Here is a 16309-nt window from a genome sequence, read left to right as displayed (position 1 = left end):
TTGTGATACGATAAAAAGAAGAATGCTTAGAGAGGAAGTTAATGATGGAGCAAAAGCAAGAGATTCATGCTACGGTGAGCATTAATAATGTTCAGTACGAAGTAATTAAAAACTTTCGTGACGGTTTTAGTGAAGAAGCATTTAAAGAGCGCTATGCAGAAATTTTAAATAAATATGATTACATCGTTGGGGACTGGGGATATGAGCAACTTAGATTGCGCGGATTCTTTGATGATAGTAACCAACGTGCGACATATGATACGAAAATTAGTACGTTAACGGAGTATTTATACGAGTACTGTAACTTCGGTTGCGCACATTTTGTATTACGAAAAGTGAAGAAATAAAAAAATCCTCTTACAATTGTAAGAGGATTTTTTGCATATTTTTGCTTACAAACAAATCGAGATATGATCGCCTTCAGAAAGTATTGTATTTGGCTTCATTTGTTGTCCGTTTAATTGAATATCCCCATTTTTAATTTTATCCACAATGCGTGTACGGCTCCAGTCGGAAATATATGTGGATAAGGCTTTATCGATGCGGTGGGAACCGAAAACAATATCTAATACGATCGTGATTTCGGTTATGCCGCTTTCTTGATGTTGCGTAATGGAAATGGTAGTAGTTGTTTCTGGCTGATCCTGCTGCGTCATATCGACTGTTTCAACGTGATCAGTAAATGCTTTATAAATACGAAGTTTTTGATTCCACGTATGGTCTTTCGGACATTTATAAATGGCAAAGCGGTATATGTTTTTTCCGTTGGCGTTATGCCTACGAATATTTGTGTCGGTAAATAGGGTAGTACGTCTGCAATTTTTACAATATTTTTCGATTGTGTTTTGCTCGTTTTCATATAAACTCCAAGAAAGTTGTACTTTCTGCATTTTCCTTCACCTCTTATAGTAGTGGTAAAGGAACGTAATACAGCTATTTGGATGTCTTGTAGTATGAAGGCATGAGAAAAAGACAAGAATAAAAGGAGGTCCCCAAAGAGGAACCTCCGTAAACATCATACTACAGATGCAATACGCTCCTTTGTAATGGGAATGGGCAGACTACTCCCTTGAAAAAGCACGGTGCTTTTTTGAGAGTAATGCTATCCAATTGCTGGTCCATTACAAAGTAGTTGTTGGCATACGTAGATAACGTCCTTTCTATCCAAATAGATTTATTCTTAATTATAACACAAAAGATTGAAAATTCTAAATACTAATGATGAAAAAACACCAGCTAAAATAGCTGGTGCATACGATAAATTATATAAGTTCAAATAAAAATGAGCGTAGTTCTTCTGCAATTTCTTCAGTCATAGAAAATGCATGCTCTAAGTAGCCTGGTTCGTTTAAATCGTCAGCACCGATGATTGCAAATTTATTGCGTTGCATATCAAGGACAATTGTTTTACCGTAATGACGATCGGAGTATAATAGCGCTAAATCGTGACGCTCATTTTCTCCCATAAAGCTAACGAAACGAGTTTTTGTAGCGACAGTATCGTCGTACAGAAAGAAACGTTCTTCCATACACATGGCTCCTTTATTAAATATCTAAGTTTAAGTGTGGTTTATGATCTAAATGGTGATGCGTTTTAATGAATCGTACTGTTCTTGTTTTGTAACGCATTACGATAGAGTATGTTTCAGCTAAATCTCCGCCAAGGAATTTAACACCGTCTAATAACTCACCAGCAGATACACCAGTTGCTGAGAAGATTGCATCATCCCCAGATACTAAGTCATCTAACATAAGAAGTTGACGAGGATCTTCTAATCCCATTTCACGACAACGAGCTTCTTCTTCTTCGTTCATTGGAACTAAGCGAGCTTGCATTTCACCTTCAAGGCACTTTAATGCTGCTGCAGAAATAACACCTTCTGGAGCTCCGCCAATACCTACGAATAAGTCGATACCCGTTCCAGGTAGTGCTGTTGCGATTGACGCACCAACATCACCGTCACCAAATAATTTTACGCGTGCACCTTTTGCACGAACACGGTCAATAATATCTTGATGACGTTCACGTTCTTGAACGATAACTGTTAGATCGCGAATCTTTTTATTGTTAGCTTCTGCTACAATTTCAATTGTTTTTTCAATTGGATCATCTAAGCTAATTTTACCAGCTGCTTTTGGACCAACCGCGATTTTTTCCATGTACATATCAGGAGCATGAAGAAGGTTCCCTTTGTCTGCGATTGCAATAACTGCCATTGCATTTGCAAGACCTTTTGCAACGATGTTTGTACCTTCTAATGGATCAACGGCGATGTCTACTTCTGGACCGTTACCTGTTCCTAGTTCTTCACCAATATACAACATCGGTGCTTCATCAAGTTCTCCTTCACCAATTACAACTGTACCTGCCATGTTTACTGAATCGAACATATCACGCATTGCTGTAGTTGCTGCATCATCTGCTTCATTTTTCTTTCCGCGGCCCATCCACTGTGCGGATGCTAAGGCAGCTGCTTCTGTTACACGGACAATTTCTAGTGCGAGTTCACGTTCCAAGATTCCATTCCTCCAATTTCAAAAATCATACAAATATAACTATAACAAATAACGGAGAAAAGGTGAATTCGAAAAATTGTCGATTTTTTCAGAAGAAAGCGTTACAATTAAAATGTAAATGCTTTAATTTCCAGGTAGGTGACATTCATGTATTTTGTAGACAGAAAGAAAATAGAACAAATGCTAGTATGTTTAGAACGAGCAACAAGTACATTTCAAGAGAAAAAGATATATGAAACCGAGTTTGAATTTTACGCATTAGAGCGCATAGCCCATCTTATTATTGATTGTGTATTAGATGTAGGAAATGCGATGATTGATGGATTTATTATGCGCGATCCAGGAAGCTATGAAGATATTATTGATATTTTAATGGACGAGCGAGTGATAAGTGAAGAAGATGGACAAGGGATGAAAGAAATTATCCTTCTTCGAAAAATGCTTACGCAAGATTATATTCAAATGAATCATGATGAATTATATAAGACGATTCAAAAACATATTGCAGTGGTAGAAAGGTACCCAGCAAATATTCGCAGTTATTTAGAAAAGGAATTAGGACCTGTATCTGCATTTGTACCAGAATAATTATGCTTATAAGATCCCCAGAGAATGCCTTTTGGGGATCTTATATTGTATGTGAGAAAGAAAAGGGAGAAGGGTGAAGTATGGGGGAAGCACGTACTACGAAAGACGAGATTGTACAATTGTTGAAAGTAAAGGGAGAGCACACGGTAGCGGAACTAGCTGACGTTTTAGAGATTACAGAAATGGCGATTCGAAGACATTTAAGTAATCTTGAGAAAGACGGACTCATTTATTCTAAGATGGTAAGGCAACATGTCGGAAGACCAACTTATTTGTATGGATTAAGCGAAAAGGGAGAAGATACATTCCCGAAAGAGTATAAGCAATTTGCGATTGATATGCTAGAAGATTTAGCTCGAATGGGCGATGAAAAAATACTTCGTTACGTTTTAAAAGAGAGAACGAAGCGAATGGAAGAACAGTTACAAAAGAGAGTGAGTAATCAAAAGAATTTAGCATATAAAGTGCAAGAGATAGCAGCTATGCAAGAGAAAAATGGTTATATGGTTCAAATAAAGAGAGATGGAGAGAAATCTTTCGTAATTGAAAAACAAAACTGTCCGTTAAAGGAAATTGCCGAGAGATTCCCGCAAGTGTGTGAAGATGAAAAAGAAATGTATAAGCGTCTATTTACGAACGCAGAAGTGAAAACGCTAGCAAATATGTGCGAGGGCGATTGTAGTTGTTCTTACCAAATAAAAGAGAAAAAATGAACGTTATGGGGCGCTTTAAGGTAAAGCGTTTTTTTCTTTTGGAAAAGCGGGTAATATAAGAGTGGTATGATAAGGTGAGAACGTTAGCATAGAAGGAGAGACATAATCGATGTATAAAGGTTACTTAATTGACTTAGACGGTACGATGTATCGCGGAGAAGAACAAATTGAAGAAGCAAGCGACTTCGTAAAAGCATTAGGAGAGCGCGGCATTCCATATTTATTCGTTACGAATAACTCAACTCGCAAACCGGAACAGGTAGCAGAAAAGCTTGTTCGTTTCGATATTCCAGCGAAAGCAGAGCAAGTATTCACAACGAGTATGGCGACTGCGAACTTCATTTATGAACGTAAACAAGACGCAACTGTATATATGATTGGTGAAGAAGGCTTACACGATGCACTTGTGGAAAAAGGATTTGAACTTGTGGATGAAAATCCTGATTTCGTTGTTGTGGGTTTAGATCGTGACATCACATATGAAAAATTAGCAAAAGCGTGTCTTGCTGTGCGTAATGGCGCGACGTTTATTTCTACAAATGGGGATATTGCCATCCCAACTGAGCGAGGATTATTACCAGGTAATGGTTCATTAACATCAGTTGTAGCAGTATCAACAGGTGTGGATCCAATCTTTATCGGAAAACCAGAATCAATCATTATGGAACAAGCTTTGAAAGTGCTTGGCATAGAAAAGAATGAAGCATTAATGGTTGGGGATAACTACGATACAGACATTTTAGCAGGAATAAATGCTGGTATGCATACGCTTCTTGTCCACACTGGAGTCACAACTGTGGAGAAGTTAACAGAATACGAAGTACAACCGACGCAAGTTGTGCATAACTTGACGGAGTGGATTGAGAAGATGTAATGAAGAAAGCTGTTCCAAACTTTGGAACAGCTTTTTTTCTGATATTTGTTGGCAGCCCGATTGGTGTGGGCTAACATTCAGTTGTGACTAGTGTTGATTTTTATCGGTAAGTCGATATATTTGAAAAATCGCCGATATAATTTTGTTAGAATGCACGATTCACAACGTCTTTCACTTCTTCAAGATATTGCTTACGCACACTGTCATCCACAGAAGGAACACTTGTATAGAATGTATGCTCAATTGTTTCAATGCCTGTAAATTCAAAAATACCAACATCCGCTGTTTTCTTCATTGCATCAAACATGCCACCTGCTGTGTATGCTTCTTTCGTATTTCCCATTGTAGATAATAACAATCCTTTTTTACCGCTTAATAACTTTTCAATACCGTTTTCACCGTAAGCATAAGCGAATCCGTGGCTAAATACACGGTCAACGTATCCTTTTAAAATAGCAGGAAGTCCCGCCCACCACACTGGATAAATGAATGTAATGCTATCAGCCCAAGAGATATGCTCTTGTTCTTCTTTAATATCTTCTGGTGTATTTCCTTGAGAAAATGAGATGAAATCGGAAGCGCCTAATACTGGATTAAAGTTTAATTCGTATAGATCGCGAACGCGTACTTCGTGACCTTTTCCTTCTAATTCACTTTTTACCGTTTCTAAAATCGCATGGTTGAAGCTTTCTGTATTCGGGTGTGCATAAACGATTACATGTTTCATTTTTCTTCCTCCTATTTGTGGATATGTGAATAGCTTTTATGTATTCGTGTAACTATTATGGTTACTTTTTTTGCGAGAGTCAATTTTTCTGACATGAGAAATATTAGTATGTGACAAAAAAATACAAAATAGTAGGAAATTTGTATTTTGAATAGAATATATAGATTGATAAATAGAGAGAGAAGGGGATATCGGGATGAATATTATTGAAATTGAAAGGTTAGAAAAATCGTTTGATATTGGGGATAGTAAAGTGAAAATACTAAAAGGTATTAATATTCAAATTCAAAAAGGAGATTTCGTTTGTATTATGGGGGCAAGTGGATCGGGTAAAACGACCTTACTTCAGTTGTTAGGTGGATTAGATATTCCATCGGTAGGTAGTATTCGAGTTGACGGTACAGAGATTTCAACATTAAAAGAAAAAGAGCTCGCTTTATTTAGAAGGCATAAAATCGGTTTTATTTTTCAGCAGTTTAATTTGATTCCGGTGTTTAGTGCGGAGGAGAATGTAGGATTACCTTTATTGTTAGATAATGTCTCGCAAAAGAAGGCAACCGTGACAGCGACTCGTTTATTAGAGCTTGTTGGGTTAAAAGGAAAAGAAAAACATTTACCAGCACAGTTATCAGGCGGGCAACAGCAAAGGGTTGCGATAGCAAGAGCTTTTGCAAATGAACCGGCAATTATATTAGCGGATGAGCCAACAGGGGCATTAGATTCGGAAAATAGCAAAAACATAATTGCGGTACTTCGCAATGCGTGTGATGAGTTAGGGCAAACAGCTGTTATTGTAACGCACGACCCGTTCGTAGCGGCTCATGCGGATAAAGTTGTTTTCTTATTAGATGGTGAAGTGATTCATGAACATGCTGAAAGTAAAGGGTGGAAGTTTCGAAATATCCCACAACAAGTTACTCACATTCAAGAGATTATGAATCGCCACTTTAAAGTAGGGGGTAAAGGTGATGCGATGGGTAATTAAGTATGCAGTAAAATCGATGAAACAAAATTGGCTGCGAAATATGTTGATTGCTCTCGGTGCAGCTTTAGGTGTTATGTTAGCGACGATGTTATTGCTAGGAAATCAATCAGTAGAGAAGAGTGTGAAGGAACAAGTAGTAAGCCGATATGGAGATTATAATTTACAATTTGGCTATATAAAAAACGATATGTATTTAAATAATGAAAGTTTAAAGGGAATAGATGGCTTAGAAAATGCTGAGAAAATATCAAAAGCACTTATACCATATCCTTTTCCGCATTATAAAGAGTTATCGGGAAAGCCATCTTATTGGGGTGTTGAGCAAGATTCTCCAGAAATGCATTCTTATAAAATAGTAGAAGGGCGATATCCGAAAAAAGGTGCTGAAGTAGCGCTGACAAAAGGGTATACAGAACGTGAAAATATACGATTGGGAGATACGATTAAACTGCCATTCCCACAACATGGAGAAAAGACTGTGAAAGTCGTCGGCATTTTAAATCCGCCGTTAATGGCGGCAATGGGGCATGGGGCTTATTTTCCAATCCAGTGGCTTCAAAAAGAATTAAATCTACCAAATCAGTTTAATCTCGTTCAAGTGAAAACAGCCGATGTAAATGTGAAAAGGGCGATTGCTCTTGATGTAAATAAGAAGATAGAAAATATAAAGGTGGATCAACGTACTTATGTCGATAAGGCATTTGAACGACTAAATGTAATGAAGCCTTTAATTTTTAGTTTAGGTGGTATTGCCTTATTTGTAGTAGCCCTTTTAATAATGGGAAGTTTCTTCTTATCTGTCAGAAGTCGATTTAAGCAATGGGCATTATTACGTGCACTCGGTAGTAACCCAAATCAAATTATAGTAGTCGTTTTATTAGAGGCTTTATGCATCGGAGCGATCGGATCGTTAGCAGGGGTTATTCTTGGGGCAGGTACGCAAACAATTGCAGCATCATTCATTAACAAATGGGTGAATATTGAGGGGGCAGGGGAAGCATCATTCTCGATTTTAAGTGAGATTTTACTCATTACTTTTTTACTAGGGATTGTTATGTCTATCATAGGGGCTATTATACCAGCTTTCATGGTTAGAAAGATTCCACCAGTTCAAGCACTCCGCCCAGGTCTTCCTAGTAATGAGAAGAAAGAAAAAAGATGGAGTGCTTTTAGCCTTAGCATTTTAATTATTGGTACTGTTATTGGGCTAGCAGGTAGCGTATTAGAGGAGTATATCGGTTTTAATCCAAGTGCGATAGGAGCGCTTTTATTCGCGGTCGGTTTGTTATTTGCGATCCCGTTATTTATTTGCGTGATAGCACCAGTGATTGCAAAACCGATTCAAATGATATTACGAATTGAAACGACGATTAGTAGCCGGAATGTCATTCGTTATCGAAATAAGGCAGCTGTGTCGGTTGCTATACTAGCATTTGGTTTTATGTTAGCACTTGTTGGAACGATGTATGTAAACTCTATGTATGAAGGTATGAAAAAAGGATTACAAAAACATTTACCAGCGGACTTAGTAGTAAGAATTCCAGTAGAGTCGCAAGGAATAGGAACATTACCGTTTAGTTGGATGGAGAAGGTTAAAAAAATTGATGGTGTAGAGACGAGTGTTGGGAATGCTACTGACTTTACAGCAAAGCTTGTGAATTATGACTTTAAAAAAGCGAATCAAGAATGGTATGAATTTATGAAAAAAAACAATTTGAACTCTGATTCAATGGAAGTTGTAGGTAATGATATTGTAGCGTATCAGAAAGTAACAAAGGCGAAAGTGATTGCAGGACAAACTTTAAATAAGCCATTAGAAGATGGTGAGGGAGTCATTACGAAGGAAGTGGCTAAAAATTTAGGGCTTCAGTTGCAAGATACGTTTGAAGTACAAGGAAAGGGAAAAGAAAAACAAACGATTAAAGTCGTTTCAATTATTGAGCAAGGATTAAGGTTAAGAGGGTTAGATGTTTTTGTAAATGAACAATGGGCTCGCGATAAGTTTCACGTACAAGGATATGAAGCGATTCAAATTATGACAAATTCTAATCAGTCATTTGAAGCAATTAAGAAGCAAGTAAAAGAAATTACAAAGAATAAAGAGAATATAGAAGTTATAAACAGTTATGATTTATTGAAAGAACAAGAGCAGTTATTATCGCAAATGATGATGTTAATTAGCTTGTTAGTTGTAATTGTTTTCATTATTTCTGGTATAGGATTAATGAATGCGATAGTAGCAAGTTTACATGAAAGACGTGCTGAAATTAGTATGATTCGTGCGGTAGGAGCTATCCCAAAGCAAATGAGAAGGATCGTTTTATTAGAGGGAACTTTACTTGGAGCGATAGCTGGTTGCATTGGCATTTTTGGTGGGATTTTGTTTAGTTATATAGTGTTATCAAGCTTAGAGTTAACGGTTATTATTATTCCGTATAATCAAGTGGTCATACTGGCTTTAGCTAGCGTGATGCTTGGAGCGGGGGCAGCATTGATTGCGTCATTACAATTAAGAAAGTTCAAATTAAGTGATACTTTAAAAGAGTTATCAGCATAAAAGACGGTTCTGGTGCAAAAAAGCGAAATGATTTGAAAATGCTCTTTCAAACTTGGCAATACTGGTGCTATTACTAAAAAAAGGTGTGTGATCAGTATGGAAAAAGAAAATATATTCAAATGGAAACAGTATCAGCCTGATATCATTGTATTAACCGTACGTTGGTACCTGCGGTACAACTTAAGTCTTCGTGATTTAGTGGAAATGATGGAGGAAAGAGGATTATTCTTAGTACATACAACAATTATGCGATGGGTGCATCAATATGGACCAGAATTAAATGAGCGTATTCGAAAACATTTGAAACCAACCAATGATTCTTGGCGTGTGGATGAAACATACATCAAAATCAAAGGAGAGAAAATGTACTTATATCGCGCGATTGATTCTGAAGGAAACACGATTGATTTTTATTTAAGTCGTAAAAGAGATGCGAAGGCTGCCAAACGTTTTCTAAAGAAAGCCTTGGCTTCTGTTCATGCCACAAAACCTCGTTCGATAACTGCTGATGGCGATAAAGCCTATCCTGTTGCAGTACGTGAACTAAAGGAAGAAAAGTGTATACCACACGGTATACCACTTCGTGTAAAAAAATACTTAAACAATATCATTGAGCAAGATCATCGGTTTATCAAAAAACGGATTCGGAATATGCTAGGATTGAAATCATTCCCTACAGCTATAAAAATGATTACTGGAATAGAAGCTATGCATATGATCAAAAAAGGACAAACTCTCCAAGGGGAGAAGTCTGTCCAAAAGCAGATATATCTTATCAATGAACTCTTTGGTTTAACAGCATAAAGTTCCATTCCGTTAGGAATCTTCTATTCTTTTTTCACATTCCACTATTGTTGCACCAGAACCTAAAAGACTGTTACACACCGCTCATACAAAGTACAAAGAAAACAAATAAAATGATAACAATACCAATGCCAAAGTTAAATACGAGAGTACTATCCATATATGTAGCCTCCTTGTTTGAAAGTAAAAAGCACTCTAGTTAAGAGTGCTTTTTTATTTTGAATCTACTTTATAACTTTTAGAAAGTGATTCATGCGTGTCATGATTTACATTATTTTATGTATTTATACTTTGAAATGAGTAAGTCCTTGTTGGATATAGAAAAAAAGACACTCGTTGGAGTGTCTTTTAAGATGACAAAATGTGCCAATTGCTTGAGGTTGATAAGACGCTAATTTCCGTTTTAACGCCTTTTCTCTAATCAAGAAGTGTAGCAACAGCGATTCAAATAAATTGTACCATCTGTTTAACCGCGGTGCGTATGCAATTGTGCATATGATGATCATGAGGTAGGTAATGAACTGTGAATAATTTGAAGTGATTTATTTACGATTTCTTCTGCGGCATATATGCCGATTGCGTCTGTTTTTAAAATATGGGGTTGTAAGTTATCATGCATTGCCCCTAACTCACCGTGAAGTGGTGCGAAGGCATGGTTCGCCTTTTCAAGCATGCATAAATCAAGTAAAGAATCCCCAGCTGTAATAATCGTATCTATTTGCAAAATTTCTTTTATATATTGCACGGCGTCCCATTTATTAATTGGTTTTGGTACAAAGTATAGCTTTCTACCTTGAAGTGAATGATTCCAGCCTTGTTTGTCTAACCAGGAAGTGAAGGATGATAATTCATCATAAGGAATGTTCTCCCGTTTAATAATGCAATAATGGAATAGATCATCAGCTGTTTTTTGCGATATAACCCAATCCTTATGAGCTATTTGTCCAAATTCCTTTAGTATGTCGTTTCTCTCTATACATTCAACCGATAGTCTTTCTTTTACTTTCCTGTTCCAAGTACCATCTTGTTTCCCGTTATGAAGGATATTGCCGCCGTTACTTGTAATGGCGTATTCGGGAATGATTTCGTTTTGGAATAAAGCAATACGCTGAAACTGCTTAATAGTTCTTGTTGTAACTGGGATGAAATGTGAGTGCAGTTGTAATTTTTTTAGTAGTAAAATGGTTTTATGTGATATGAAAGAAATTTCTTTCCCATCTATAGTTTCAATGGGTTGAATTGATTCATCTTCTATAGGGGCACGAAACGATTTCCGGGAATAAATAAGCGTCTGATCAAGATCACTGGCGAAAATCATCTTGTTTCCTTCCTAAGAGGCTTAATGAGCCCGCAACATGAATAAGCCATATTCTCATAGATTTCAATTGGGGCATTCTTTTCTTTAGCGAGAAGTAAAATATGCTTTAAATCGGGATTGTTTTGCTTACGTATTAAAATTTTCCACGGTATTCTCCGGAGTAATACACGAGTTGTTTCACCGACTCCTGGTTTAATTAAGTTAATATCGTCAATTTCAAAGTGATTTTGGATAGACTGTATATCTTTTAATCCTTGCCAAGAGGGATCAGTGTAAGTTGAAGTAATATAACGTAATTGATTATCTATATGAGAATGAACAGAAGGGAATAACTCTGTTACCTCATCAACGAAGAAATTTGATAAGTCTTCTTGTTCTAGCTCTTTATAATATTTAACACCATGAAAATCATTTGGACCGATATAGGTGTCATTTAGTACAGTGCGACTAATTAGTCCAGAGACTGTTGCATTTAAGCAAGCGCTAGGAATAAGAAAATCTTCACGTGTACCGTAAATTGAAGTACAGTAACCGGGATCAGCAAGCACAGCCATACAATGAGAAATGTGTGTATTATTTCGTTCGTTAAATGTGTGTACTGCATATTCTAATTCTTTTTTTATTGCACCTTTTCCAGTCCACCCATCAATGAATTGAATTGTTTCTTTAGGGTGATGTTCCAAAATATAATGGAGTGCATTTTCATCAATACCGCGTCCGCGAACAATAGAAATACAATAGTGAGGTACATCAAGGTTGTATTGATAGCGTATGTAGCGTTTGATAAGAATGCCAATAGGTGTACCAGCACGAGCTAATGAAACGAGGACAAGGTTAGTTCCTTTAGTTTGTATAATCTGTTCGGCGACAACTCCAACAGCGATGGCTAGTTTGTGTTTATATTGTTGCAGGGAAGAAAAGAATAAATCCATATACGCTTTAGATGGTTTATATTCCATTGGTAACATTTCGGAATAGTGTGTGCCAGCTTGAATTGCTTGTTCTCTAGTTTCCGTGGAACTTTCTTTCATTAAATCACTAATATCTTTTAATAGAAAAATAGCATCATTTGGATTGTAACTACTAATATGAGAATTTACTTTTACCATAATTATCAACCTTCCTTTTCTATGCTATTTGAAAATGAGACGATATGAATAAAAGGAATAACTGTTTGTAACTGCTGTAGAAGAGGAAACAGGGCTTCTTCTCCTAAATCACGCTCAATAAAAACAAATACTTCATCGTAATCATGAGATAATATGAAGCGACCTCCTAGATTATCAAGTCAGGGATTTTAACCCATAATAATGAATGAAAACATTATGAATGGGGTTATACCCTATGATAATAGGAGGCCACTATGGAAAATATAATCTATATTGGGATGGATGTCCACAAGGAAAGTTTTAGCTTATGTGCACTACACGGAACAACTGGGGAAATTGTAAGAGAAGCACGATGTGCTTCAAATGTATCTCTCGTAAAAAAATTCGTTGAGAAACTGAAAACAAAATATGGTGAAGATATAAAAATTAAAGCTGGATATGAGGCTGGTTGTTTAGGGTATTCACTTCATAATCTTCTTGAACAAAATGGAATTGATTGTGATATTTTAGCTCCCACAACAATGTACAGTTCATCAAAAAATAAAATGGTTAAAAATGATAAATTCGATGCCAAAATGATTGCTCTTAATTTAGCAAATGGCACCTATAAAGAAGTATATGTTCCAGAAGAAGAGGATGTTGCCGTGAAAGAGTATATCCGCATGTTAGGTGATTTTAAAACATCTTTGAAAAAAATAAAACAACAGATAAAAGCATTCCTTTTAAGGCATGGCTATGTGTATGAAGGGAAATCAAGCTGGACAATCGCTTATATGAAATGGTTAAAGAATCTTGATCTACAAGGATTATTCAAAGAAACGTTAGGCGAATACCTATTACAGTATGATGTTCTAGTCGATAAAATTGAGCGGTTCAGTCTGAGATTAGAAGAATTATCTCATCGTGAAAGGTACGAAGAACCAATCGCAAATTTAAGATGCTTAAAAGGTATAGATACAACATCGGCAATGACTGTTCATGTGGAAATTGCAGACTTCACTCGTTTTCCCACGGCTAAAGCATTTATGGCTTATGTAGGATTGACACCAAGCGAAAGCTCAAGTGGAGAAAAAATCAGTCGACGTTCGATTACAAAACAAGGAAATTCGACCGTTAGGTCTACTCTTGTAGAATGTGCAAATGCGTTGGTAAAAGGAACAATCGGATTAAAATCGAAGCGAGTGAAAGCAAGACAAAAAGGGCAACGAAGCGAAGTGATTGCTTATGCGGATCAGGCTGTAGAAAGGTTACAAAGAAAATATTATCGCATGATATATCAAGGGAAACCTAGAAATGTTGCCGTTACAGCTATCGCAAGAGAACTGGGGTGTTTTATATGGGGATTAGAAACAGGTAAAATTCACCGAAAATAAAGAGGGAAGGATATGAAGTTGATTGATTCATTCATAGTTAGAAACCAAAGGTATCAATTGATGGCATAGATGAGCTTCAGAGATAGTGAATTACAGGTCTGGCTATCTATGACTCACCTCTTCTGGCATGGCTGAAATTCTGATAAACAAGCTATTTATTAGAATTTGAAAAGGTGTGATCCACGCAGTGAGATTATAAGAGCCTAACGACGAACCATTAACCTGAGGTAACCAATCCACGAATAACAGAGTGGTTAACTGTCGATAGATCTTATTTCTGAAGCTTTTGTATGCCATCAAGAAAAATATTATGGGTGAAAAACTATTGACAAAGGTCACTTCATAACAGGTGAAATATTATAAAAGTAATTTGTAATAGTAGAATTTTCAGGACTTGGATATGAGAAATGATTATGAATGGCGTAGTTTACATCATTTGAAACAGGATGGATAGGGCTTCTTGTTGTAGATTGGTATAAAATATTTTCACCCATTTCAGCAGCAATTTTCATTGGGATATACATAAATTCACCCGTTCCGAGACAGAGTGTTCGTTTTCCCATTCTTTCTCTTTTTAAAGTTTTTCCTGCTTCTTGAGCGAAAGAATGAATGTGCTTTTGTTCATATGCTGAAATGCCAAATCGCCCAGTATATTTTATATAATTTGATGTATAGGGTGATTTTGGACAGGTAAGGGTATGCTTTTTGAAATCAGGTTTTGTTTCTTTAATTTGAATATCTGTTTTTGCAATATTTAATGGTTGACCAGTTGTATGAATACTGCCTTCTAATAAAGAAATAACATGAATCTTAATTTGAAGTTCTTCTTCTAATTGTTTAAATTGTTTTCTATTAGTATGAGAACGCCAGTCTAATAAAGAAGCAATTATATATTCTTCTCGTGGGAATTTATTTTGAATAGATCTAATAATATTTAATGCTGTTTTTCCTGTTGTCATCTCATCATCTACGAGAACAATCGGGTTGTTGTTTTGAAAAAAGCTTTCATCTACATAACAACGGTGCGATGTTGCATGAGAATGTTCTTCCTCAAATGTAATGACAGATTCTAGGTGGGGTATCGATTCCCTAGTTGTATGCACATACTTTGCATTTTGAAAGCATTGAAACATAGAATGACCAAGTGCTGTCGCTGTTTCAGCGAATCCGATGAACACAACTTCTTCTTGCAGAGGATATTGATAACGAAATACTTCCTCTGGGATTTCATCAATTTCTAATGAAATGAGATTTAAAATTTCTTTTTGAAATGGATGAGAAATATTATGTAGTATTTCCAAATATCTTGCAGCGAGAGCAACTCCACTTGATAGAGAGACTGCAGGTTTAATAGGAAGATGCTTTCCAAGGATTGTACTCACAAATAAAAAACTACGTTTCTTATTTATTCTCGCAGCCATTTGAAAAAGATTGTCTAGCGCTAAATTATATGGATTATCACGTACTTCTACATGGACTTGTATATTATTTAAAACGTTATACGTGTTGCTTTGCGTTTGTAATAAGGAGATCGGTGAATTGTTTGTTTTCATGTAGCACCCCGTAAATATTAGATTTTAAAATGGTTTTGCGAGCCCAGCCATAATGAGGTTTTACTTCATTCATTTTGTTAGAAAAACTGCTTTTTAGCACTCCATTATACGTATCTGCATTTTGTAAAATTGATCTCGCATCTAAATAATCTTCCATTGTGACAATGTGCATTGCCTGTACAACTTTAATATGAGATGGGTGAATAACTGTCTTTCCGATTAAGCCATTTGCATGGTCAAGTGATACCTCTTGAATAAGCCCTTCTTCATGATCATTAGAAAAATATTCCCATACACATCCTGAAATAATATATTCATTTGTTGCCCTTGAGAAAACGTTAATAATGTCTGAAATACAATCACGGACAACGGTAATATGATAGATAGGTGTGTATTTATTGCGCCGAATACTGAATAGACTTGAAAAATCAGTAGCACCAATACGTACATTTAAGATGTAATCGTGATAAGAATCTAGTAAATCCTTTATTTGTAATAATGATTCTGCCCGTGTTTCCTTATACATAATTTCGGGGGATTCTAAAATCGGCATGCCATATAGCGATAATGAGTATAACTCGTTTATATATGCAAGCTGATCGATATAAGTCTTTCCGTTAATCGGTGTGAATTTTGGAAAGACAAAACCACATAAACAATGAACAGCACTACCTAATTCAGTAACAATTGTCTTCAGTTGACTTGGCTGTCGAACTCTAATAAAAAGAAGCGGGATGTCTGCTTGATTTAGTATGTTGGCACTGACTAAGTTAGCGATTTGCTGTATTTGAACGACGATGTTTTGCTCTGCAAGTTTTACTTCCTCATCGCTGATAGCGTCCTCTAGACAAAGAATAATTGAGGTAGCATCCACATGTTTCTTTCTAATTATATCTTCCGCAATCGTTTCTTTCGTGCCAGGAGTATATAGTGTGGCGCCTAGTGCGTAAGCTAGTTGTTCTTTCCCTATATTTTTTGAAAAACTAAGAGGTTCTTTATAGAAAAAATTTTGCCGTTCTTCCGAGGAGAGATAAGAAAAGTAATTCAAATTGTCACCACCTTATTTGTAATGATTCTGTTTAATCGTAACATAATAAGAAAAATCTTCCATAAAAATGAAGCGATAAATTTAAAAAATATATTGAGAAAGATGAATTATAAGATGAATATCGAATATTGTTAATAGAAATA

The 16309-nt window shown here is 36.2% G+C and carries 15 protein-coding genes and 2 pseudogenes; 8 read left to right on the top strand and 9 right to left on the bottom strand.

Annotated elements, in window-relative coordinates:
- Positions 1-44 precede the first annotated feature (44 nt).
- Entirely contained in the window at positions 45-347 is a 303-nt protein-coding gene (locus tag MHH55_RS19305; RefSeq protein ID WP_000435943.1) for a YutD family protein, read from the top strand.
- Positions 348-392: 45 nt separating this feature from the next.
- Here MHH55_RS19305 and MHH55_RS19300 read toward each other — a convergent pair whose 3' ends face one another.
- The 3 genes from MHH55_RS19300 to glpX all read right to left on the bottom strand — a co-directional run bounded on the left by MHH55_RS19300 (position 393) and on the right by glpX (position 2517).
- Positions 393-890, bottom strand: coding sequence for a hypothetical protein (locus tag MHH55_RS19300; RefSeq protein ID WP_001174567.1), 498 nt, complete (start codon positions 888-890; stop codon positions 393-395).
- Positions 891-1262: 372 nt separating this feature from the next.
- Positions 1263-1529 carry a DUF3055 domain-containing protein gene (locus MHH55_RS19295; RefSeq protein WP_000392606.1) on the bottom strand — a complete coding sequence of 89 codons (267 nt, stop codon included), beginning with the start codon at positions 1527-1529 and terminating at the stop codon, positions 1263-1265.
- Between the two features lie 16 nt (positions 1530-1545).
- Positions 1546-2517, bottom strand: a complete 972-nt coding sequence (gene glpX, locus MHH55_RS19290) for a class II fructose-bisphosphatase (RefSeq protein WP_000439090.1) — start codon at positions 2515-2517, stop codon at positions 1546-1548.
- A 147-nt stretch (positions 2518-2664) separates the two neighbouring features.
- On the opposite strand from glpX, the gene MHH55_RS19285 reads away from it, so the two are divergent.
- The 3 genes from MHH55_RS19285 (at position 2665) to MHH55_RS19275 (ending at position 4692) form a co-directional block, all read left to right on the top strand.
- A complete protein-coding gene (locus tag MHH55_RS19285; RefSeq protein ID WP_025686790.1) occupies positions 2665-3105 on the top strand; it encodes a DUF86 domain-containing protein in 441 nt (146 codons plus the stop codon).
- Between the two features lie 80 nt (positions 3106-3185).
- Positions 3186-3818 carry a helix-turn-helix transcriptional regulator gene (locus MHH55_RS19280; RefSeq protein WP_000503345.1) on the top strand — a complete coding sequence of 211 codons (633 nt, stop codon included), beginning with the start codon at positions 3186-3188 and terminating at the stop codon, positions 3816-3818.
- 109 nt (positions 3819-3927) lie between these two features.
- Positions 3928-4692, top strand: a complete 765-nt coding sequence (locus MHH55_RS19275; RefSeq protein WP_000276467.1) for a TIGR01457 family HAD-type hydrolase — start codon at positions 3928-3930, stop codon at positions 4690-4692.
- Positions 4693-4837: 145 nt separating this feature from the next.
- Here the strand turns inward: MHH55_RS19275 and MHH55_RS19270 are convergent, their stop codons facing one another.
- Positions 4838-5419 carry an NAD(P)H-dependent oxidoreductase gene (locus tag MHH55_RS19270; RefSeq protein WP_000683439.1) on the bottom strand — a complete coding sequence of 194 codons (582 nt, stop codon included), beginning with the start codon at positions 5417-5419 and terminating at the stop codon, positions 4838-4840.
- Between the two features lie 196 nt (positions 5420-5615).
- On the opposite strand from MHH55_RS19270, the gene MHH55_RS19265 reads away from it, so the two are divergent.
- The 3 genes from MHH55_RS19265 to MHH55_RS19255 all read left to right on the top strand — a co-directional run bounded on the left by MHH55_RS19265 (position 5616) and on the right by MHH55_RS19255 (position 9765).
- Positions 5616-6404, top strand: a complete 789-nt coding sequence (locus MHH55_RS19265; RefSeq protein ID WP_017656994.1) for an ABC transporter ATP-binding protein — start codon at positions 5616-5618, stop codon at positions 6402-6404.
- Positions 6388-8961: an FtsX-like permease family protein gene (locus MHH55_RS19260; RefSeq protein ID WP_134266036.1), complete on the top strand. Its 2574-nt coding sequence runs from the start codon at positions 6388-6390 to the stop codon at positions 8959-8961. The genes MHH55_RS19265 and MHH55_RS19260 overlap by 17 nt, the downstream gene beginning before the upstream one ends.
- Positions 8962-9057: 96 nt before the next feature.
- Positions 9058-9765, top strand: coding sequence for an IS6 family transposase (locus tag MHH55_RS19255; RefSeq protein WP_100910607.1), 708 nt, complete (start codon positions 9058-9060; stop codon positions 9763-9765).
- Between the two features lie 502 nt (positions 9766-10267).
- Here MHH55_RS19255 and MHH55_RS19250 read toward each other — a convergent pair.
- From MHH55_RS19250 to MHH55_RS19240, 3 genes and pseudogenes are all read right to left on the bottom strand, one after another.
- The gene (locus tag MHH55_RS19250; protein WP_139362576.1) at positions 10268-11083 is read right to left on the bottom strand and encodes an HAD family hydrolase; all 816 of its coding nucleotides are present in this window, start codon (positions 11081-11083) and stop codon (positions 10268-10270) included.
- Entirely contained in the window at positions 11080-12192 is a 1113-nt protein-coding gene (locus tag MHH55_RS19245) for a cysteine protease StiP family protein (protein ID WP_078188111.1), read from the bottom strand. The genes MHH55_RS19250 and MHH55_RS19245 overlap by 4 nt, the downstream gene beginning before the upstream one ends.
- Positions 12193-12197: 5 nt before the next feature.
- Positions 12198-12347, bottom strand: a pseudogene (locus MHH55_RS19240) (adenine/guanine phosphoribosyltransferase); the annotation flags it as partial.
- 99 nt (positions 12348-12446) lie between these two features.
- Here MHH55_RS19240 and MHH55_RS19235 point away from each other — a divergent pair.
- Complete coding sequence (locus tag MHH55_RS19235; protein WP_340880263.1) at positions 12447-13565, top strand: IS110 family transposase; 1119 nt, start codon at positions 12447-12449, stop codon at positions 13563-13565.
- A gap of 347 nt (positions 13566-13912) precedes the next feature.
- Here the strand turns inward: MHH55_RS19235 and MHH55_RS19230 are convergent.
- Both MHH55_RS19230 and MHH55_RS19225 read right to left on the bottom strand, forming a co-directional pair.
- Positions 13913-15118: pseudogene (locus MHH55_RS19230) on the bottom strand (phosphoribosyltransferase family protein); the annotation flags it as partial.
- Positions 15063-16166, bottom strand: coding sequence for an HpcH/HpaI aldolase/citrate lyase family protein (locus MHH55_RS19225; protein WP_025686784.1), 1104 nt, complete (start codon positions 16164-16166; stop codon positions 15063-15065). The gene MHH55_RS19225 and the pseudogene MHH55_RS19230, both read right to left, overlap by 56 nt.
- Positions 16167-16309 lie beyond the last annotated feature (143 nt).

Source organism: Bacillus sp. FSL K6-2944 (genome assembly GCF_038005385.1).
GTDB lineage: Bacteria > Bacillota > Bacilli > Bacillales > Bacillaceae_G > Bacillus_A > Bacillus_A cereus.
This window is presented reverse-complemented; position numbering and strand designations above follow the sequence as displayed.

Excerpts from the sequence above, each read along its gene's own strand:
- MHH55_RS19305 (WP_000435943.1), top strand. The coding sequence starts at position 45 with ATGGAGCAAAAGCAAGAGATTCATGCTACGGTGAGCATTAATAATGTT.
- MHH55_RS19235 (WP_340880263.1), top strand. The coding sequence starts at position 12,447 with ATGGAAAATATAATCTATATTGGGATGGATGTCCACAAGGAAAGTTTT.
- MHH55_RS19275 (WP_000276467.1), top strand. The coding sequence starts at position 3,928 with ATGTATAAAGGTTACTTAATTGACTTAGACGGTACGATGTATCGCGGA.
- MHH55_RS19245 (WP_078188111.1), bottom strand. The coding sequence starts at position 12,192 with ATGGTAAAAGTAAATTCTCATATTAGTAGTTACAATCCAAATGATGCT.
- MHH55_RS19265 (WP_017656994.1), top strand. The coding sequence starts at position 5,616 with ATGAATATTATTGAAATTGAAAGGTTAGAAAAATCGTTTGATATTGGG.
- MHH55_RS19255 (WP_100910607.1), top strand. The coding sequence starts at position 9,058 with ATGGAAAAAGAAAATATATTCAAATGGAAACAGTATCAGCCTGATATC.
- MHH55_RS19300 (WP_001174567.1), bottom strand. The coding sequence starts at position 890 with ATGCAGAAAGTACAACTTTCTTGGAGTTTATATGAAAACGAGCAAAAC.
- MHH55_RS19280 (WP_000503345.1), top strand. The coding sequence starts at position 3,186 with ATGGGGGAAGCACGTACTACGAAAGACGAGATTGTACAATTGTTGAAA.
- MHH55_RS19270 (WP_000683439.1), bottom strand. The coding sequence starts at position 5,419 with ATGAAACATGTAATCGTTTATGCACACCCGAATACAGAAAGCTTCAAC.
- MHH55_RS19295 (WP_000392606.1), bottom strand. The coding sequence starts at position 1,529 with ATGGAAGAACGTTTCTTTCTGTACGACGATACTGTCGCTACAAAAACT.
- MHH55_RS19260 (WP_134266036.1), top strand. The coding sequence starts at position 6,388 with ATGCGATGGGTAATTAAGTATGCAGTAAAATCGATGAAACAAAATTGG.
- MHH55_RS19285 (WP_025686790.1), top strand. The coding sequence starts at position 2,665 with ATGTATTTTGTAGACAGAAAGAAAATAGAACAAATGCTAGTATGTTTA.
- MHH55_RS19250 (WP_139362576.1), bottom strand. The coding sequence starts at position 11,083 with ATGATTTTCGCCAGTGATCTTGATCAGACGCTTATTTATTCCCGGAAA.